This is a genomic window from Streptomyces fragilis, from assembly GCF_003112515.1.
GTDB lineage: Bacteria > Actinomycetota > Actinomycetes > Streptomycetales > Streptomycetaceae > Streptomyces > Streptomyces fragilis.
The window spans coordinates 215,184-233,439 of the sequence record NZ_BEVZ01000008.1 but is presented as its reverse complement, the minus strand read 5'-3'; the positions used below and the strand labels follow the sequence as shown (position 1 = coordinate 233,439).

17 protein-coding genes are annotated in these 18,256 nt (G+C 71.5%); 10 read left to right on the top strand and 7 right to left on the bottom strand.

What is annotated here, in order from left to right:
• The 3 genes from Sfr03f_RS25600 (at position 1) to pknB (ending at position 5,015) form a co-directional block, all read left to right on the top strand.
• Positions 1–1,425, top strand: coding sequence for an FtsW/RodA/SpoVE family cell cycle protein (locus Sfr03f_RS25600; protein WP_108956518.1), 1,425 nt, complete (start codon positions 1–3; stop codon positions 1,423–1,425).
• Positions 1,422–2,873, top strand: coding sequence for a peptidoglycan D,D-transpeptidase FtsI family protein (locus Sfr03f_RS25595; RefSeq protein WP_108956516.1), 1,452 nt, complete (start codon positions 1,422–1,424; stop codon positions 2,871–2,873). Before Sfr03f_RS25600 ends, Sfr03f_RS25595 begins: the two co-directional genes overlap by 4 nt.
• A 195-nt stretch (positions 2,874–3,068) precedes the next feature.
• Entirely contained in the window at positions 3,069–5,015 is a 1,947-nt protein-coding gene (gene pknB / locus Sfr03f_RS25585) for a Stk1 family PASTA domain-containing Ser/Thr kinase (RefSeq protein ID WP_108956514.1), read from the top strand.
• Positions 5,016–5,089: 74 nt separating this feature from the next.
• Here the strand turns inward: pknB and Sfr03f_RS25580 are convergent, their stop codons facing one another.
• The 3 genes from Sfr03f_RS25580 to Sfr03f_RS25570 form a co-directional block, all read right to left on the bottom strand.
• Positions 5,090–6,304, bottom strand: a complete 1,215-nt coding sequence (locus Sfr03f_RS25580) for an MATE family efflux transporter (RefSeq protein WP_108956655.1) — start codon at positions 6,302–6,304, stop codon at positions 5,090–5,092.
• Between the two features lie 152 nt (positions 6,305–6,456).
• Positions 6,457–8,175: a P-loop NTPase family protein gene (locus tag Sfr03f_RS25575; RefSeq protein WP_108956512.1), complete on the bottom strand. Its 1,719-nt coding sequence runs from the start codon at positions 8,173–8,175 to the stop codon at positions 6,457–6,459.
• The gene (locus tag Sfr03f_RS25570; RefSeq protein ID WP_245967751.1) at positions 8,172–9,467 is read right to left on the bottom strand and encodes a glycosyltransferase family 4 protein; all 1,296 of its coding nucleotides are present in this window, start codon (positions 9,465–9,467) and stop codon (positions 8,172–8,174) included. Before Sfr03f_RS25570 ends, Sfr03f_RS25575 begins: the two co-directional genes overlap by 4 nt.
• Positions 9,468–9,607: 140 nt before the next feature.
• Here Sfr03f_RS25570 and Sfr03f_RS25565 point away from each other — a divergent pair, with 140 nt between their 5' ends.
• Positions 9,608–10,075: an FAD synthase family protein gene (locus tag Sfr03f_RS25565; protein WP_108956511.1), complete on the top strand. Its 468-nt coding sequence runs from the start codon at positions 9,608–9,610 to the stop codon at positions 10,073–10,075.
• Here the strand turns inward: Sfr03f_RS25565 and Sfr03f_RS25560 are convergent.
• The 3 genes from Sfr03f_RS25560 to Sfr03f_RS25550 form a co-directional block, all read right to left on the bottom strand.
• A complete protein-coding gene (locus tag Sfr03f_RS25560) occupies positions 10,062–10,814 on the bottom strand; it encodes a CDP-alcohol phosphatidyltransferase family protein (protein ID WP_108956509.1) in 753 nt (250 codons plus the stop codon). The genes Sfr03f_RS25565 and Sfr03f_RS25560 overlap by 14 nt on opposite strands.
• Positions 10,815–10,827: 13 nt before the next feature.
• The gene (locus tag Sfr03f_RS25555; RefSeq protein WP_108956507.1) at positions 10,828–11,931 is read right to left on the bottom strand and encodes an LCP family protein; all 1,104 of its coding nucleotides are present in this window, start codon (positions 11,929–11,931) and stop codon (positions 10,828–10,830) included.
• 232 nt (positions 11,932–12,163) lie between these two features.
• The gene (locus Sfr03f_RS25550) at positions 12,164–12,901 is read right to left on the bottom strand and encodes a DUF5324 family protein (RefSeq protein WP_108956506.1); all 738 of its coding nucleotides are present in this window, start codon (positions 12,899–12,901) and stop codon (positions 12,164–12,166) included.
• A gap of 270 nt (positions 12,902–13,171) precedes the next feature.
• On the opposite strand from Sfr03f_RS25550, the gene Sfr03f_RS25545 reads away from it, so the two are divergent.
• Both Sfr03f_RS25545 and Sfr03f_RS25540 read left to right on the top strand, forming a co-directional pair.
• A complete protein-coding gene (locus tag Sfr03f_RS25545; RefSeq protein WP_108956504.1) occupies positions 13,172–13,699 on the top strand; it encodes a peptidylprolyl isomerase in 528 nt (175 codons plus the stop codon).
• Positions 13,700–13,862: 163 nt separating this feature from the next.
• On the top strand, positions 13,863–14,711 hold the full coding sequence (locus tag Sfr03f_RS25540) for a rhomboid family intramembrane serine protease (protein ID WP_170145154.1): 849 nt from the start codon (positions 13,863–13,865) through the stop codon (positions 14,709–14,711).
• Between the two features lie 255 nt (positions 14,712–14,966).
• On the opposite strand, the gene crgA is transcribed toward Sfr03f_RS25540, so the two are convergent.
• Positions 14,967–15,224 (bottom strand): cell division protein CrgA, encoded by a 258-nt coding sequence (crgA, locus tag Sfr03f_RS25535; RefSeq protein WP_108956502.1) that lies wholly within the window; start codon positions 15,222–15,224, stop codon positions 14,967–14,969.
• 163 nt (positions 15,225–15,387) lie between these two features.
• On the opposite strand from crgA, the gene Sfr03f_RS25530 reads away from it, so the two are divergent.
• From Sfr03f_RS25530 to Sfr03f_RS25515, 4 genes are all read left to right on the top strand, one after another.
• The gene (locus tag Sfr03f_RS25530) at positions 15,388–16,182 is read left to right on the top strand and encodes a DUF881 domain-containing protein (protein ID WP_108956500.1); all 795 of its coding nucleotides are present in this window, start codon (positions 15,388–15,390) and stop codon (positions 16,180–16,182) included.
• Between the two features lie 84 nt (positions 16,183–16,266).
• On the top strand, positions 16,267–16,428 hold the full coding sequence (locus Sfr03f_RS25525; protein WP_108956498.1) for a hypothetical protein: 162 nt from the start codon (positions 16,267–16,269) through the stop codon (positions 16,426–16,428).
• Positions 16,425–17,063, top strand: coding sequence for an aminodeoxychorismate/anthranilate synthase component II (locus Sfr03f_RS25520; RefSeq protein WP_108956496.1), 639 nt, complete (start codon positions 16,425–16,427; stop codon positions 17,061–17,063). Before Sfr03f_RS25525 ends, Sfr03f_RS25520 begins: the two co-directional genes overlap by 4 nt.
• Complete coding sequence (locus tag Sfr03f_RS25515) at positions 17,060–18,241, top strand: class E sortase (RefSeq protein ID WP_245967750.1); 1,182 nt, start codon at positions 17,060–17,062, stop codon at positions 18,239–18,241. The genes Sfr03f_RS25520 and Sfr03f_RS25515 overlap by 4 nt, the downstream gene beginning before the upstream one ends.
• Positions 18,242–18,256: the final 15 nt, after the last annotated feature.

Below are 18,256 nucleotides of genomic sequence, written 5' to 3'. Positions count from 1 at the left end.
ATGAGCAGTAGTACCCACCAGACGTCCACCATCGGCGCCGTCGGCGCGCCCAGCCGCCGCAACACCGAGCTCGCGCTGCTGGTGTTCGCGGTGGTCATCCCGGTCTTCGCCTACATCAACGTGGGCCTGGCCATCGACGGGTCGATCCCGGCGGGGCTCGCCACGTACGGCCTGAGCCTGGGCGCCATGGCGGCGCTCGGCCACCTGGCCGTGCGCAAGCTGGCGCCCTACGCCGACCCGCTGCTGCTGCCGCTGGCCACGCTGCTCAACGGCCTGGGTCTGGTCGCCATCTGGCGGCTGGACCAGTCCGAGCGGCTGCAGGCGCGCAGGGAGTTCTTCGAGCAGGCACCCAACCAGCTGCTCTACTCGGGCCTGGGCATCGTGTTGTTCGCGCTGGTGCTGTTCCTGCTGAAGGACCACCGTGTGCTGCAGCGCTACACCTACATCTCCATGCTGGCGGCCCTGGTCCTTCTGCTGCTCCCGCTGGTTCCCGGCCTGGGCAAGGATCTGTACGGTGCGAAGATCTGGATCAGCGTCGCCGGTTTCTCCATCCAGCCCGCCGAGTTCGCGAAGATCGTGATCGCGGTCTTCTTCGCCGGCTACCTGATGGTGAAGCGGGACGCGCTGGCCCTCGCCAGCCGCCGCTTCCTCGGCCTCTACCTGCCGCGCGGCCGCGACCTGGGCCCGATCCTGGTGGTCTGGGCGGTCTCCATCCTGATCCTGGTCTTCGAGACCGACCTCGGCACCTCGCTGCTGTTCTTCGGCATGTTCGTGATCATGCTGTACGTCGCCACCGAGCGGACCAGCTGGATCGTCTTCGGTCTGCTGATGTCCGCGGTCGGCGCCGTGACGGTGGCCACCTTCGAGTCGCACGTCCAGCAGCGCGTCCAGGCCTGGCTCGACCCGATGAACGAGTGGAAGCTCAGCCGCCAGGGCGTCACCGGTCACACCGAGCAGTCCCAGGAGGCCCTGTGGGCCTTCGGCTCCGGCGGCACCCTGGGCAGCGGCTGGGGCCAGGGTCACTCCGACCTGATCGGCTTCGCCGCCAACTCCGACTTCATCCTCGCCACCTTCGCCGAGGAGATCGGCCTGACCGGTGTGATGGCGATCCTGCTGCTGTACGTGCTGATCGTGCAGCGCGGCATCCGCACAGCCCTGGCCGCCCGTGACCCGTTCGGCAAGCTGCTGGCGGTGGGCCTGTCCGGCGCCTTCGCACTCCAGGTCTTCGTGGTGGCCGGCGGTGTGATGGGCCTCATCCCGCTGACCGGTATGACCCTGCCGTTCGTCGCGGCCGGTGGTTCGGCCGTCATCGCCAACTGGGCCCTCATCGGCGTGCTGCTGAGGATCAGCGACACCGCCCGACGGCCCGCGCCCGCACCGGCACCCAATCCCGACGCCGAGATGACCCAGGTGGTCCGTCCGTGAACAAGCCCCTGCGCCGGATCGCGATCTTCTGCGGCCTGCTGATGCTGGCCCTGCTTCTGCGCGACAACTGGCTCCAGTACGCCCAGGCCGACTCGCTGGCCAAGGACTCCGACAACCGCCGGGTCCGCATCGAGCGCTACTCGATACCGCGTGGCGACATCATCGTCGACGGCAAGGCCATCACGGACTCCAAGGAGACCGACGGCGAGTTCCAGTACAAGCGCACCTGGAAGAACGGCCCGATGTGGGCGCCGGTCACCGGCTACTCGTCGCAGGCCTTCGACTCCAACGCCCTGGAGAAGATCGAGGACGGCATCCTCACCGGCAACGACGACCGGCTCTTCTTCCGCAACACCCTGGACATGCTCACCGGCAAGGAGCGCCAGGGCGGCAACGTCGTCACCACGCTGAGCAGCGCTGCCCAGAAGGCCGCCTGGAACGGGCTCAAGGGCAAGAAGGGCGCCGCCGTCGCGCTCGACCCGGCCACCGGCAAGATCCTCGCCATGGTCTCCGCGCCGTCCTACGACCCGGGCAAGTTCGCCGGCAGCATGGACTCCGACGCCAAGGCGTGGAACTCCCTGCAGAAGAAGAACAACCCCGACGACCCGATGCTCAACCGGGCGCTGCGCCAGACCTACCCGCCCGGCTCCACCTTCAAGGTGGTCACCGCCGCCGCCGCGCTGGAGGAGGGGCTGATCGACGACATCGACGCCTCCACCGACAGCCCGGACCCGTTCCCGCTGCCGCAGTCGACGACCAAGCTCACCAACGACCACGGCGTCTGCAAGGACGTGAGCCTGCGCGAGGCGCTGCGGATCTCCTGCAACACGGTCTTCGGCAAGATCAGCGACGAGCTCGGCAACAAGACGATGATCGAGCACGCCGACAAGTTCGGCTTCAACGAAGAGGTCTTCACCCCGGTCCGCGCCGACGCCAGCATCTACCCGAAGGACGTCCCGCCGCAGAACGCCATGGCGGGCATCGGCCAGGCGTCCAACCGCGCCACCCCGCTCCAGATGGCCATGGTGGCCGCCGCCGTCGCCAACGACGGCAAGCTGATGAAGCCGTACTCGGTCGCCCAGCTGCGCTCCGCCAACCTGGACGTCATCGAGGAGACCGAGCCGGAGGAGCTCTCCCAGGCCGTCTCCCCGGAGAACGCCCAGAAGCTGCAGGAGATGATGGAGACCGTCGTCAAGGACGGCACCGGTCAGACCGCGCAGATCCCCGGCGTCACCGTCGGCGGCAAGACCGGTACGGCCCAGCACGGCGAGAACAACGAGAAGAACCCGTACGCGTGGTTCATCTCGTACGCCAAGGACTCCAACGGCAAGTCGGTCGCCGTGGCCGTGGTCGTCGAGGACGGCTCCGCGGTCCGTGAGGACATCTCCGGCGGTGGTCTCGCGGCCCCGATCGCGAAGGACATCATGAAGGCCGTGCTGAACAAGTGACGACCGGGAAGTGACCTCCGCGGCTCCTCCGTCACACACCGCGATGCTCTCCCGGGCCGTCGATACCGGTCGTGTATCGGGTGACGGGCGTGGCCCGGCGGGGCGCCGTGGGGCGGGTACGGTATGCCCGGACGGCACGCCGCCGAATCCACGAAGGGTGCGGTCGGTACCGACGGAGAGGGCTGGTAGGTAGCTATGGAAGAGCCGCGTCGCCTCGGCGGCCGGTACGAGCTGGGCCACGTGCTCGGCCGTGGTGGCATGGCCGAGGTCTACCTCGCGCAGGACACCCGGCTCGGCCGCACCGTGGCGGTGAAGACGCTGCGGGCCGACCTCGCACGTGACCCCTCGTTCCAGGCCCGGTTCCGCCGTGAGGCCCAGTCGGCCGCCTCGCTCAACCATCCCGCGATCGTGGCGGTCTACGACACGGGCGAGGACTACATCGACGGGGTCTCGATCCCGTACATCGTCATGGAGTACGTCGACGGCTCGACGCTGCGTGAGCTGCTCCACAGCGGCCGCAGGCTGCTGCCGGAGCGGTCCATGGAGATGACCATCGGCATCCTCCAGGCCCTGGAGTACTCGCACCGGGCCGGCATCGTCCACCGCGACATCAAGCCGGCGAACGTCATGCTGACGCGCAACGGCCAGGTCAAGGTGATGGACTTCGGCATCGCCCGTGCCATGGGCGACTCCGGCATGACCATGACCCAGACGGCCGCCGTGATCGGCACCGCCCAGTACCTCTCCCCGGAGCAGGCCAAGGGCGAGCAGGTCGACGCGCGTTCCGACCTGTACTCCACCGGCTGCCTGCTCTACGAGCTCCTCACCGTCCGTCCCCCGTTCGTGGGTGACTCCCCGGTCGCCGTCGCCTACCAGCACGTGCGCGAGGAGGCCCAGCCGCCGAGCGTCTTCGACCCCGAGATCACGCCCGAGATGGACGCGATCGTGCTGAAGGCGCTCGTCAAGGACCCGAACTACCGCTACCAGTCGGCCGACGAGATGCGCGCCGACATCGAGGCCTGCCTCGACGGCCAGCCGGTCGCCGCCACCGCGGCGATGGGCGCGGTCGGCTACGGCGCGGGCTACGGCGGCTACAACCAGGGCTACGGCGACGACCAGGCCACCACCGCGATGTCCCCGGCAGGCGCCACCTCGATGCTGCCGCCGACGAACCCGGACGACGGCGGCTACGGCTACGACGGGGACCGCCCCGACCGGCGACGGCAGAAGAAGAACCAGCAGTCGACGATCCTGCTGATCGCGGCCGCGGTGCTGGTGCTGATCGGCGCCATCCTGATCGGCCGGTGGATCGTCAGCGGCGACGACACCCCGGACCGCGCGACGGTGCCGTCCTTCGTCGGCAACACCAAGTCGGACGCACAGGACCGGGCCGCGCGGGTGGACCTGAAGGTCTCGTTCTCCGAGCGGGAGTGCGCCGACCAGCCCAAGGGCAAGGTCTGCAGCCAGGACACCGCGAAGGGCACCGAGGTCGACAAGGGCGAGACCATCGGGCTGGTCCTCTCCACCGGGGCTCCGAAGAAGGAGATCCCGGACGTCGTCGGCATGTCCGAGGAGGACGCGACGGACGCGCTGGAGAAGGCGGGCTTCGAGGTCACCGTCGAGCCCAAGGTCAACGCCCAGGAGAAGGAGGGCACGGTCCTCGACCAGGATCCGGGCGACGGCGCCAAGCGCGAGCGGGGCACCGAGGTGACCATCACGGTCGCCAGGCCCCCGCAGCAGGTGAACGTTCCGGCGGTCATCGGCAGGACCTGCGACGAGGCCCGGGTGAAGCTGCAGGAGGACGGCCTGATCGGCCAGTGCGACAGCCAGACCGTCGAGGTCACGGACCCGAACCAGGACGGCAAGGTCGTGCAGGCGCTCCCCGTCGGCCCGGGCGAGAAGGCCGACGTGGGCTCCACCATCACCCTGAAGATCGGCAAGCTCAAGGAAGGCCCGAAGGCCGTCCCGGACGTGACCGGCCAGTCCCGGAAGGACGCCGAGAAGGCGCTCAAGGAAGCCGGCTACAACAACGTCAAGTCGGAGGGCAATCCCGACCCGAACGGGAAGGTGCTCTTCCAGAACCCTCCCGGCGGCCAGCCGCTGGCTGACCCCAACCAGCAGATCACCCTGATCGTCGGCTGACCGGCCGGCCGATCGACACGCGGAAGGGCCCGCTCACCTCGGGGTGAGCGGGCCCTTCCGCGTGTCCATGGAACCTACGCCGCGCGCCGCACCCGCACCACCCGCAGCCAGGACGCCGCCGCCTTGAGCGCCGACCCCGCAGCCAGCCCCCAGGCCGCGCCCGCCGCGCCGGCGAGGGCGAAGCCGGTGAAGAGCAGGGCCACCGAGAGCAGCGAGAAGACGACCTGCACCGGCAGCGTCTCGCGAGGGCTCAGGACCCGCAGGGTGAGCAGGGCGCTGACGCCGAACCCCATGAGCAGGTACTGCGTCCCGGTGGCCGGCAGCAGCGCGGCGACCGCCGGCCAGGTGGCGCCGAGGACCTGGCGGCCCCAGTCGGCGGGGAGCAGCAGCCACAGGCCCGCCCACGTGCCGCCGGTGGCGGCGAGGGCGACGCCGAGCAGCAGGGTGGCGCGGGCGACCGCGCGTCCGCCGCCGCCGAGGCGGGCCAGCAGCGGGGGACCGAAGGCGTTGGCGGCCCCGAAGAACACGTTGAGCGGGCCGAACAGCGCCGACGCGCCGCGCAGCGCGCCCACCGCCAGGGGGGTGCCGACGACTCCGAGCGCGAGCACCGCCAGCTGGCTGGAGCCGTTGCCGACGGCGTACTCGACCACGAACCGCCGGCCGAGGTGCCCGCGGCGCAGGTACGCGCCGAGCCCGGGACCGCCCGCCCCCGCGGCTGCCTCCGCGGCCGCCCGCAGCGGCCTGGCGAGGAGCGCGCCGGCGACGGCCAGGGAGGGCAGCGCGGCGCATCCCCAGGCGAGGACCAGGCGGGCGGAGCCGGCACCGTCGGGCTGGACGGCGAGGAGGCCCACGGTGGCCAGCAGCCGCAGCCCGTCCGAGGCCAGCGCGTGGTGGGGGCGCTGGAGGAGGGAGAAGCAGTACCGGGCGCCGTCCTGGAGCAGCACCACGGGGAGCACGGCGCCCAGTGCCGCGAGCGCCCGGCCCGTGCCGCCGCCGACGGCCCATCCGGTCGCCGCCAGCAGGGCCGCGCAGACCAGGGAGGCGAGCGTGGTGAAGGCGAGCGCCGGCCGGCAGGCGGCCTCGCGGCCCTCCCGCACCAGGACCAGCGCCTGGCCGACGTAGCTCATGAAGAGTCCGAGGGCCACGGTGAAGACCAGGTAGACCATGGAGAACTCGGCGAACCCGGCCGCCGTGGAGACCCTCGCGGCCAGGATCAGCACCAGGATGTTGGTCAGCCCGGAGGCGGCCTGGTCGAGGATCGACGCGACGACGGCCGCCGGACCGCGCAGTCCCTTCCCGTCGCCGGGGGACGCGGGCGCCGCCCCGTCCTCCACGCCGGCTCCGGACCCGGTCCCCGAACCGGCTCCGGACCCCGGCCCGCCTCCGCTCCCGGACCCCGGCCCGCCCCCCGCCGTCCCGGACCCGGTGACGGGTGACCCCGTCACTGGCGGTCCGGAGGGAGGGACACCGTCTGCAGGCCGAGCGTCGGCTGGTCGTCGTGCTCGTGGCGGATGTAGGTGGGCTCCTCCCGCCGACGGGGCGCGGGCTCGGCGGCCCGGGGCTCCTGACGGGCGCCCTTCTTCTGCTTGCGGCCCCGGCCGCGGTTGTCCCGCACCGGCATGGCGTCCTGCCCGCGGTGCATCACCGCGCCCAGCACGGTGCCGCCCGCGCCGACGATCAGGTCCCGCAGCCGGGCCAGCTGCGCGCGGTGCACGCCGCGCGGGTCGCAGACCACCAGCACGCCGTCGACGCGGTCCACCAGGGCGAGCGCGTCGGCGTAGGCGAACACCGGGGGAGTCAGGACGATCACCGTGGCGTGCACGTCGTCCGCCTCGGCGACCAGGCGTGAGGTCTCCGGGGAGGTCAGCGAGCGGGCCACGTTGCGCACCCGGGCGCCGGGGACCAGCTCGAAGCCTCCGGACTCGCCCGCGTCGACCAGCAGGCGACGGCGGCCCGGCCACTCCTCGTCGGCCGCACCGCCCGGGTTCTCGTCCGTCCACGACGGGCGGGACAGTTCGCGGGCGTCCAGCTCCTGGGTGAGGAACGGGCGGCGCAGGTCCGCCTCGACGACCAGGACGCGCTTGCCGGTCTCCGAGAAGGTCGCCGCCAGGTTGACCGCCACGGCGGCCGCCGTCCGGCTGGAGCCGCGGGGCGCCGCCACCAGCAGCCGCCGGCGGTCGGCGAACCGCCGGTCGTAGGCGAGCCGGTAGGCGATCGACCGGTACTCCTCGGCCAGCGGCGAGTCGTCGCGGTCGTCCGCCAGCAGCGGGTCGTCGGGGTCGGTGCGCGGGAGCGAGCCGAGGACCGGGGCGCGCAGCGCGCGGGCCACGTCGCCCTCGGACCGGGCAGCCGGGTCGAAGACCAGCCGGACCCAGGCGAAGAGCAGGCCCAGCGCGAGGCCGCCGGTGCCGCCGAGGATCAGCGAGAGCGTCCAGCCGGGGCCGTCGGAGGCGGTCGGCGGGGTCGCCTTGCGGATCACCTTGCCCGGCGTCATGTCGAGCGAGTCCAGCTTGCTGATCCGGTCGTTCAGCTCGGTGATCTTGTTGAGCAGGTTGGCCTTGACGCTGAAGTCCGACTCCGGACTGGTGCTGGTGAGGGTCTTGGCCAGTTCCTCGTGCTGCTTGGCGATCGGGTTCAGCTGGTTCTTCAGGCCCTTGATCATCGAGTCCCGGGTGGCCTCGGTGTCCTGGCGGCGTACCGCCAGGTAGGCGGCGACCGCCGCGTTGGCGCGGCGCGCCGCGTCCTGCGGGTCGGCCGCGGTGTAGCTGAACCGGAGCACCTGCGACTGCGGCGGGTTGGTGACCTGCAGGCCCGACAGGAAGGCCTCCTCCTGGCCGCCGATGCCCAGCTTCTCCGCCGCGCGCTCGGCCGTGCGGCGGCTGCCCGCGTCCTGCCGCTCGGTGTTCATGTCGAGCTTGGAGGCCGACTGGGTGGCGCTGAACGGGTCGTCGGTGGCGACCCGCAGCCGCACGTCGCTGGTGGCCACGTAGGTGTCGGCCGTGCTCAGCCCCAGCCAGGCGCCGCCCAGCAGGCCCAGCAGGACGCCGCCCGCGATCAGCCGCGGATAGCGCATCAGTTGCAGGAACTGGTCCCGCAGCAGATCGGGCTCGTCCTCCGGCACCGGCACCAGTCCGGCCGGTGTGCCGTTGGCCTCGGTCATGCTCCCGCCCCTCTCACGTTCTCCTGCTCCCCCGCCGCCGTACCGGCCCGGCCCACCAGGACCTCGTCCAGCAGGGCGTCGTAGCGGGCCAGGCCGGCCTCCCGGCCCAGGTGCGCCGCCACGTGACGCGGACCTCGCGCGCCCAACGCGTCGGCCGCGGCCCGGTCGGCGTCCAGTTTCCGTACCGCCGCCAGCAGCGCGGCCGGGTCCTCCGGCGGCACCAGCACGCCCGCGCCGGAGCGCCGCACCTCCTCGGCGGTGCCGCCGCCGTCCGCGACCGAGGCCACCACCGGCCGTCCGGCCGCGAAGTAGGAGGTCAGCTTGGAGGGCACGCTCATGTCCAGCACGGACGCCCGCTGGGTCACCGCCAGCACGTCCGCGGCCGCCAGCACGTCGGGGAACTCGTCGTTGCCCACCGACGGCAGGAACTCCACGTTGGGCACCCCCGCGGCCAGCTCCCGCAGCGCGGCGCGCTGGTTGCCGTCGCCCATCAGCACCCAGCGGACCCCCGGGTCGAGGCGGGCGGCGCCCACCAGGACCTCCAGGCCCTGCTTGAGGCCCATGTTCCCGGAGTGCAGCACCACCGGGGCGGCGCCCCAGCCCAGGCGGGCCCGGGTCTTCCCGCGGTCGCCCGACGGGGCCGCGACGTGCGACCAGTTGGGCACCACGCGGATCCTGCCGCGCTCCACGCCCAGCGCCTCGACCCGCTCGACGAAGGTCTCGTGGATGACGCCGACCAGCGTGGCGCCGCGCAGCACCCGCCCCTCCACCGCGGCCGCGGCGCTCGCCGCCCGGTCGCCGCCGGAGATGCCGCTCTGCTCGGCCGCCGCCCCCATCAGGTCCTGCACCACGGGAACGAAGGGGACCTTCCAGCGGGCGGCCAGCCGGGACGCCACGACGCCGCCGGCCAGGCTCGGCAGCTGGGCGAGGACGGCGTCCGGACGCCCCATGCGGGGCGGGGCGACCAGCTGGTGGCCCAGCACGGTCGCCTCGAACAGGGCACGCCGCACGGCGGTCTGCCGGGACGGCACCAGGTGGCGCCGCCGGTGCACGCTCACCCCGCCGCGCTCCTCGGTCATCCGCCACAGACCCTGGTAGTCGGGGTCCACCGACCACGACGGGTAGTGCGGCATGCCCGCGAGGACGTGCGTCTCGTGCCCCCGTGCCGCCCAGTGCTCGGCGATCTGGGTCGCGTACGGACCGATGCCGGTGTGTTCCGGCGCGTAGTTGGTGGAGACGAGCAGCAGACGACGCCGGGGTATTCGGTCCTCCCCGATCTGATGCTCAGTCACGTTGCGCGTCACAGGCCCCCCTTGCGGCGAACGAACTGTTTGTCACCCTAATCGTTCACCTGTCCCACCCGAAGGGTGCACGGTACTGTCAATTCAGACGCAGGGGGGTAGAACGCGTTCTCATAGGGGGGAAACGCAAGGTGTCGAATCGCAGACCGTACCGCGTGGGGTACGCGCCTGGTGCCTACGACCTTTTTCACATAGGGCACTTGAACATCCTTCGGCATGCCCGGCAGCAGTGCGACTACCTGGTCGCCGGGGTGGTGTCGGACGAGATGGCCGAGCGGGCCAAGGGGCGCCGGCCGGTCATCCCGCTCATCGAGCGGCTGGAGATCGTGCGGAACATCAAGTACGTGGACGCCGCCTTCGTGGAGACCGTCGCGGACAAGGTGGAGACCTGGAAGCAGGTCCGCTTCGACGTGCTCTTCAAGGGCGACGACTGGCGGGGGACCCCCAAGGGGGACAAGCTCGAGCAGGACTTCGCGGCCGTGGGGGTGGACGTCGTCTACTTCCCGTACACCGTCCACACGTCCAGCACCCAGCTCCGCCGGGCGCTGGACGCGCTCGCACCGCCGCTCCCGGAGGCGGGGGAGCTCAGCCGCGGCTGAGCTCCCTGAACCACTTCACCAGGAACATCGGCAGGTACAGCGCCGCGGCCGCGCCCAGCAGGGCGTAGCCCCACAGGAAGACCTGACCGGCCCCGAGCAGCAGGAAGACCAGGCAGAACACGCCGTGGTCGACCGGCAGCAGCGCCACCGCCCGCACCAGGGACGGCGGCGCGGCGGGGCCGGCCGGTCCGCCGGACCCGGCCTTCCGCTTGAGCTGCTCGGTGAGCAGCCCGCCGAAGAAGGTCACGATCGCCGCGAACAGGAAGCCCAGCGGCAGCAGCAGCCAGGCGTCCCACCGCGTCCCGAACTCCTCGGGGCGCAGGAAGAAGGCCAGCAGCACCGCCGTGTGCAGCGCCGTGGTCTTGGCGCAGTCCACGACGTGGTCCAGCCATTCGCCCGCCGGGCTGCCGCCACCGCGCAGGCGCGCCAGCTGGCCGTCGGCCGAGTCGAAGGCGAAGCCGGTCGCCAGCGCGAGCCAGACCACCGGTCCGGTCCACCAGGCCGGGTCGGCCAGGGCGGTCACGGCGATGCCGCCGAAGCTGAACAGCGCGCTGACGAGGGTGACCTGGTTGGGGGTGAGCCCGGCGCGGTAGGACCCGGCCGCCAGCACGCGGCCCACCGGGCGGTTGACGTACCGGGAGTAGAGGGAGACGCCCTTGGCGCTCTTCTGCGCCCCGGACAGCCGCTCCAGCGCCTCCCGGAAGGTGAGACGCCCCGAGGCGGCCTCTGCGGTGGTCATCCGCGGCCCCCGCTCAGTTGCCGCCGCCGGCCGGGGACCTCCGGGCCGACTCGGGTATCGGACGGTCGGTGCGCAGCGCCTCCCAGACCTTGTCGGCCAGGGGCTGCGCGGGCACCACACGGTTGGGGTCGGCGACGTCGTACTTCACCGGCAGCATGACGGTGTCCATGGCCGCCGGGTCGATGCCCTGCAGCGACTGCCCGAAGTCGGCCAGCGAGGTCAGCGAGGCCAGGTCGGAGTCGGTGGTCAGGGCGCCGGTGAGCGAGTCGGCGATCTTGTAGGTCTTCACCGGGTCGCCCAGCAGGTCCTGCCGCTTGACCTCGCCCATCAGCGCCACCAGGAACTGCTGCTGCAGGCCGATGCGCCCCAGGTCGCTGCCGTCCCGGTAGCCGTAACGGGTGCGGACGAACTTCAGCGACTCGGTGCCGTCCAGGCGGTGCTGCCCCGGCTCCAGGGTGAAGCCCCCCTTGGTGTCGCGGATGGGCTCCTTGACGTCGACCGTCACCCCGCCCAGTTCGTCCACCAGCGACTTGAAGCCCGCGAAGTCGATCTCCATCAGGTGGTCGATCCGGACCCCGGACATGGCCTCGACGGTCTTCAGGGTGCAGGCGGAACCCACCTGCGAGTAGACCGAGTTGAACATCACCCGCTTCGCCGGGCCCACCTCGTCGCCGTTGGCGCGGGTGCAGGCCGGACGGTCGACGAGGGTGTCGCGCGGGATGGAGACGGCCACCGCCTCGGTGCGGCCCTCCGCGACGTGCACCACCAGGGCGGTGTCGGAGCGGGCTCCGCCCACGTGTCCCTTGTCCAGCGCGGCGTTGGCGCCGGCCCGGGAGTCGGAGCCCAGCACCAGGATGTTCAGCGCCTCACCGGCGGCCGGTTCCTTGGTGGGCCTGTCGTCCCCCAGCGCCTCGTCGAGGTCGACGGCCTTGATGTTGCCGTCCAGGTCGTCGTAGAGCCACCAGGCCGTGCCGCCCGCGGCCAGCGCCAGCACGGCGCAGCCGATCATCACCTTGCGCAGGATCCTGCGGCGTGGCCGGCGGCGGTCGCGGCGGCCTTCACCGGCGTTCGGGCCGTCGTCGGACCGCGCGGGTCCCTCGTTCACGGCGTGTGTCATCGCCGAGCCCCTCCCCTGTTCCCCTACCCCCTGGCCGAGCGCGCGGCAGCGAGGTGCATAGGAGGCGGCGCTCGGCGAAATGCTCCGGCCGGAGCCGTCTTCGAACTATAGAGGCAAGTTCGTTCGAGTAGGGAGTGACACCGGGCCCCGGCCGCCTCAGGGGAACGAGGCGGCCGGGGCCCGGTGTTCGGGGGATGTTCCACGTGAAACATCACCCGGCGCGACGCTTGGATCAGCGACGCTCTTCGTCCTCCGACGAGGCCGGCGTGTTCTGTTCACCGACCGTTGAGGGGCCGGTGTTCTCGTCGGTACGGGCGTTCTCCGGGGTGGGGGCGACCGGAGGAGCACTGTCCTCCGGGGTCAGGCTGCTCGCGTCGTCGGGGACCTCGGTGGCCTCCGGCGGTTCGACCAGCCAGTCCGGGTTGGCCTGCTTGTCCCACCACTGCCAGGCGGCGTAGGCGGCGGCGCCCAGCAGGCTGAGCATCACCGTCTTCTTGGCGAACCCGCCGACGGCGGACCGCCGACGACGCTTCTTCACCAGGCGCTGGATGTCCTTGGGGGACACCTGCCCCTTCAGTGCCGCCAGGGCGGCCGCACTGCGTGCGGCGGCCTCGTCCTTCACCGGGCCGGCGTTGGCCTTGGCCTGCTCGATCACCGGCCGGGAGTAGTCGACGGCCTGCTGGGCCGCCAGTCGGGTCTTCAACGCCGCCTCACGGGCGGCGGAGTCGACCTTGGCCGGCACGTAGGCGGACGCCTGGGCCAGGCGCGGTGCCACATGGGCGCCGTACTGGGCACGGGCCTGCCCTGCGGCCTGAGTCACCACGGGCGCGAGCCGTACGCGCGCCTCGTTCGCGTACTGCGCGGCCCGGACCCTGGCCGTGTCGGCGTAGGGCGCCAGCGCCTGACCGGCGTGCAACACGCTGTCCTTCGCCGAACCGGACCGGGCGCGCGCGCGATTCTTGCGGGTCACGGGTTCCTCCTCCTCGGTGGCGTACGGTTTCCATCGGCTTTCCACCCTTTGTCGGATCATGCCTCCGGAAGCGGTATCGGGCATGCCGCAGCGGGCATCCGGGTCACGATCCAGGTCCATGGACGGCCGAAAGAGACCGCTCGGTAAACGAGTCGGTCGAGGACGCGCAACCGAAACCACTCGATCCGCTCCGCACGACGGCCAGTGCCCGACTCCAGGTGCGGGGCGTGCGAGGATCGAGGGGTCACAGACGACAACGGAAGGCAGATCGTGGCCGAGCAGCTCTACGCCACCCTGAAGACCAACCACGGCGACATCGAGGTCCGGCTCTTCCCGGACCACGCGCCCAAGACGGTCAAGAACTTCGTCGAGCTCGCCCAGGGCGAGCGCGAGTGGGTCAACCCCGCCACCGGCCAGAAGACGACCGCCCGGCTTTACGACGGCACCGTCTTCCACCGGGTCATCAGCGGTTTCATGCTCCAGGGCGGTGACCCGCTCGGTAACGGCACCGGCGGTCCCGGCTACCAGTTCGAGGACGAGTTCCACCCGGAGCTCTCCTTCAACAAGCCGTACCTGCTGGCCATGGCCAACGCCGGCCCGGGGACCAACGGCTCGCAGTTCTTCATCACGGTCGCCCCGACGACCTGGCTGAACCGCAAGCACACCATCTTCGGCGAGGTCACCAACGAGGCGGGCCAGAAGGTCGTGGACGCCATCGCGGCGACGCAGACCAACCCGCGCACCGACCGCCCCGTCAACGACGTGGTCATCGAGTCGGTCGTCGTCGAGTCCCGCTGAGGCAGGGACCGCCGAGGGAACCTTTCGCCCCGCCCGCCCGTACGTAGGGCGGGCGGGGCGCATCCTTTCGCGACCACGCCCATGGCGGCTTGATCGCGTCCATGGCCGCCGGAACCGCCGCCGCGGCGGCGCGGGCGACGTCGAGTGAGGGGAACTGCAGGACGTGGCGGACGACCAGGGGAACCAGGAGCAGGCGCACGCCCTGCCCACGTGCTATCGCCACCCGGACCGCGAGACGGGCATACGGTGCACCCGCTGCGAACGGCCCATCTGCACGGACTGCATGATCAGCGCCTCCGTCGGCTTCCAGTGCCCCGGGTGTGTGCGCGGCGGATCCACCGCCGGGTCCTCCCGGCCCCGGACGCTGACCGGGGCGCCCGTGGTCTCCGACACCCGGCTGGTCACCAAGATCCTCATCGGCGTCAACGTCGCCGTCTTCCTCGCCCTCCAGGCCCTGCCCGGCCTCGCGGACGAGCTGGTGCTGTGGCCGGTGGGCGTCGCCTTCCTCGGCGAGTGGTACCGCATGGTCACCTCGGTGTTCAGCCACCTCGAGGTGTGGCACATCGCGTTGAACGCGCTGGCCCTGTGGATGGTCGGAGGGCCGCTGGAGGAGGCGCTGGGGCGCCTGCGCTACCTGGCGCTCTACCTGGTGTCCGGGCTGGCGGGCAGCGCGCTCGGCTACCTCCTGATGGACCCGAACAGCGGTGCCCTGGGCGCCTCGGGCGCGGTCTTCGGAGTCTTCGGCGCCACGCTGGTGCTGCATCGGCGACTCCAGCGCGACCTGCGGCCCATGCTGGTGCTGCTGGCGCTCAACCTGGCGTTGCCCCTGTTGCCCGGTACGAGCATCGGCTGGCAGGCCCACGTGGGCGGCCTGGTCGCCGGCGGCCTGATCGGCTACGCCATGCTGCACGCCCGGGGCTCCCGGCGGACGCTGCTCCAGTACGGCTCCTGTGTGCTGGTACTGGCCGTGGTCGTCGCCCTCACTCTGTTGAGAACTGCTCAGCTCACCTGAGTCATCGCCCAGAGTCACAGCTCTGTCCACAGGTTCGGCACAGATCGGGGCCCACCTGGGGAAACGCCGAACCCCCTGCAACTGACAGCTATTTCCGCAGGTCAGATGCAGGGGGAACAGGTATTCGAGTGGTGAGGGATCGATCACATCCGGACCGCTCCCCAACGGTTATCCACAGATCTTCTTTTCTTTTCCACCTGTGGATAACTGCTGTGGATAACTAGCGGCCGCGGTGGCCCGTGGAGGGCCGGGCCGCTACTTCCACTGGGTGGAGACGGCGAATCCGGCGGCGATGAAACCGAAGCCCACCACGATGTTCCAGTTGCCGAGCGCCTCGAGGGGCAGCGAGCCCTCCGTCACGTAGAAGATGACGATCCAGGCCAGGCCGACCAGGAACAGCGCCAGCATCACCGGAGCCACCCAGGCGCGGTTGGTCAGCTTGATCGCCGCCGGCTGCGTCTTGGCCGCGGGCGGCGTGTAATCGGCCTTCTTGCGGATACGTGACTTCGGCACGAGGGACTCTCCTGTCGATGCGCTGCGTGGCCGCGCTGGAACGGGGCACGCTCCGGGGCAGCTGCAAAGGGATGTTCAGATGTACGGCAAAGGGACGACTGAGCACTCCCCCGGGCGTCCGTTAGCGTAGTGCTTCCGCGGCGCCGAAGGAGACAAGGGTACGTTGAGCAATTCTGCCGACTTCCCCGGGACGGGCACCAGCCCCGGCCGCTCCCGGTTCCGACCCGTGAGGGTCCTCACGCTGGCCGTGTTCGCCCTGGCCGGTCTGCTCTTCGCGACCAGCTTCCACACGGCCAAGGGCACCAACATCCGCACCGACGACTCCCTGCTGCGCCTGTCCGACCTGATCCACGAGCGCAGCCGGGAGAACGCCGGCCTGGAGGAGTCCAACGCCGCCCTGCGCGACGACGTCGAGGAACTGGCCGCCCGCGAGCAGGGCCTAACCGACGCCGAGGACGCCGAGCTCAAGGAGCTCGAGCAGGCGGCGGGCACCGACCCGGTCAAGGGCGAGGCGGTCACCGTCACGCTCAACGACGCCCCGCCGGACGCCACCGCGAAGCTGCCCGGCTACCCCGAGCCGGAGCCCGACTACCTGGTCATCCACCAGCAGGACCTGCAGGCCGTGGTGAACGCGCTCTGGAAGGGCGGCGCCGAGGGGATCCAGGTCATGGACCAGCGGCTGATCTCCACCAGCGCGGTGCGCTGCGTGGGCAACACCCTGATCCTCCAGGGCCGGGTCTACTCCCCTCCCTACAAGGTCACCGCCGTCGGCGACCCGGAGCGGCTGCAGAAGTCGCTCGCCGAGTCCCCGGCCATCCAGAACTACATGGTCTACGTGAACGTCTACGGCCTCGGCTGGAAGGTCGAGGAGGACGGCGTGCGCACCCTGCCCGGCTACACCGGCACGGTGGACCTCCAGTACGCCAGGCCCGCCGGAAACGCCTCGGAGAGGCCCTAGTCTGGTTGCCGTACGCCTCCGTGGTGCACGACGGCGTACGGCGGCATCGCGACCGAAGGTGACGAAGGGGAGGGGTAGGTACCCGTGTACGGCTGGATCTGGCGGCATCTGCCGGGCAACACCTGGGTGAAGGCCCTGCTCTCGCTGCTTCTCGCGCTGGCCGCGGTCTACGTGCTGTTCCAGTACGTGTTCCCGTGGGCCGAGCCGCTTCTTCCCTTCGGCGATGCGACGGTGGACGAACAGTGAGCGCGCGGATCCTCGTTGTCGACAACTACGACAGCTTTGTCTTCAACCTCGTCCAGTACCTCTACCAGCTCGGCGCCGAGTGCGAGGTGCTGCGCAACGACGAGGTGACCCTCGGCCACGCCGAGCAGGGTTTCGACGGCGTGCTGCTGTCCCCCGGCCCCGGCTCGCCGGAGGAGGCCGGCGTCTGCGTCGACATGGTGCGGCACTGCTCGGCGGCCGGCGTGCCGGTCTTCGGCGTCTGCCTCGGCATGCAGTCGATGCAGGTGGCCTACGGCGGCGTGGTGAACCGCGCGCCGCAGCTGCTGCACGGGAAGACCTCCCTGGTCGAGCACGAGGGACGGGGCGTCTTCGCCGGGCTGCCCTCCCCGTTCACCGCCACCCGCTACCACTCGCTGGCCGCCGACCCGGTGACGGTGCCCGCGGAGCTCGAGGTGACCGCGCGGACCGCCGACGGCATCGTCATGGGGCTGCGCCACCGGGAACTCGCCGTCGAAGGCGTGCAGTTCCACCCGGAGTCGGTGCTGACCGAGCACGGCCACCGGATGCTGGCCAACTGGCTGGCCGAGTGCGGCGACCCGGACGCGGTGGCGCGGTCCGCCGGGCTGGCCCCGGTCGTCGGCAGGTCCACGGCGTGACCGGGTGGCGCCCCGAGGACGACGAGACGGTGGCGCTGCGCATACCCCCGGCCTCCCCGGGGGGCCCCGCCGACCCGCTCGGGCACGTCGATCCCTTCCTGCCCGGAGACCTGTACCAGGGCGCGGAGAACCCCTTCGGCACCACGGCCGCCCACACGGCCGGCGGCGCCGTGGACCCGTCGAGCACCATGCGCCTCACCGTCGTACCCCCGCCCGACCCCACGCACTCCGGCGGCCCGGCGTCCGACGGCCCCGCGGGCACGGACGGCTCGGACGACGCCCCGTCCACCTCCTCGGCCGCCGCCGCGCCCCCGGAGGGCGGCCGGGCCGCGCGCAGACGGGCGGCGGCCGCGGCCGCCAAGGGCCGCCGCGGCCGCCGGGCCGCCCCCCGGGGCGCCGACGACGACGCGGCACGCTCCGGTGACGGCGACGGGGCGCGCTCCGGCAAGGGCCGCGCCGCGCTGTCGCGGGTGGAGCGCCGCCGCGCCGAGCGGGCCCGCCGCCCCGGTCCCGGCGTGCTGATCAGCCGCGCCGTGGGGGAGCTGTTCATCACCACCGGCGTGCTGATGATCCTGTTCGTCGCCTACCAGCTGTGGTGGACCAACGTCCTCGCGGCCGCCGACGTGGACCGGGAGACCGTCCAGCTCCAGGACGACTGGGACAAGGGCGCCCGGGACCCCGGCACCTTCGAGGCCGGACAGGGCTTCGCCCTCCTGCACATCCCCACCCTGGACGTGGTGGTGCCCATCGCCGAGGGCATCGACAAGGAGCGGGTGCTGGACCGCGGCATGGTCGGGCACTACGACAAGGAGAGCATCCCCACCGCCATGCCCGGCGACAAGACCGGCAACTTCGGGCTCGCCGGCCACCGCAACACCCACGGCGAGCCGTTCCGCTACATCAACCGCCTGAAGCCGGGTGACCCGATCGTGGTGGAGACCAGCAAGGCGTACTACGTGTACCGGATGACCTCGATCCTTCCGTCCACGTCACCGGGCAACGTCTCCGTCCTGGAGCCCGTGCCGCCCGGGTCGGGTTTCACCGGACCGGGTCGTTACATCACACTGACCACCTGCACCCCGGAGTTCACCAGCACCTACCGGATGATCGTCTGGGGCAAGATGGACGAGGAACGCCCGCGCGCCAAGGGAAAGCCCGACGTGCTGGTGGACCCGTGACAGGGTGAGTTCGGC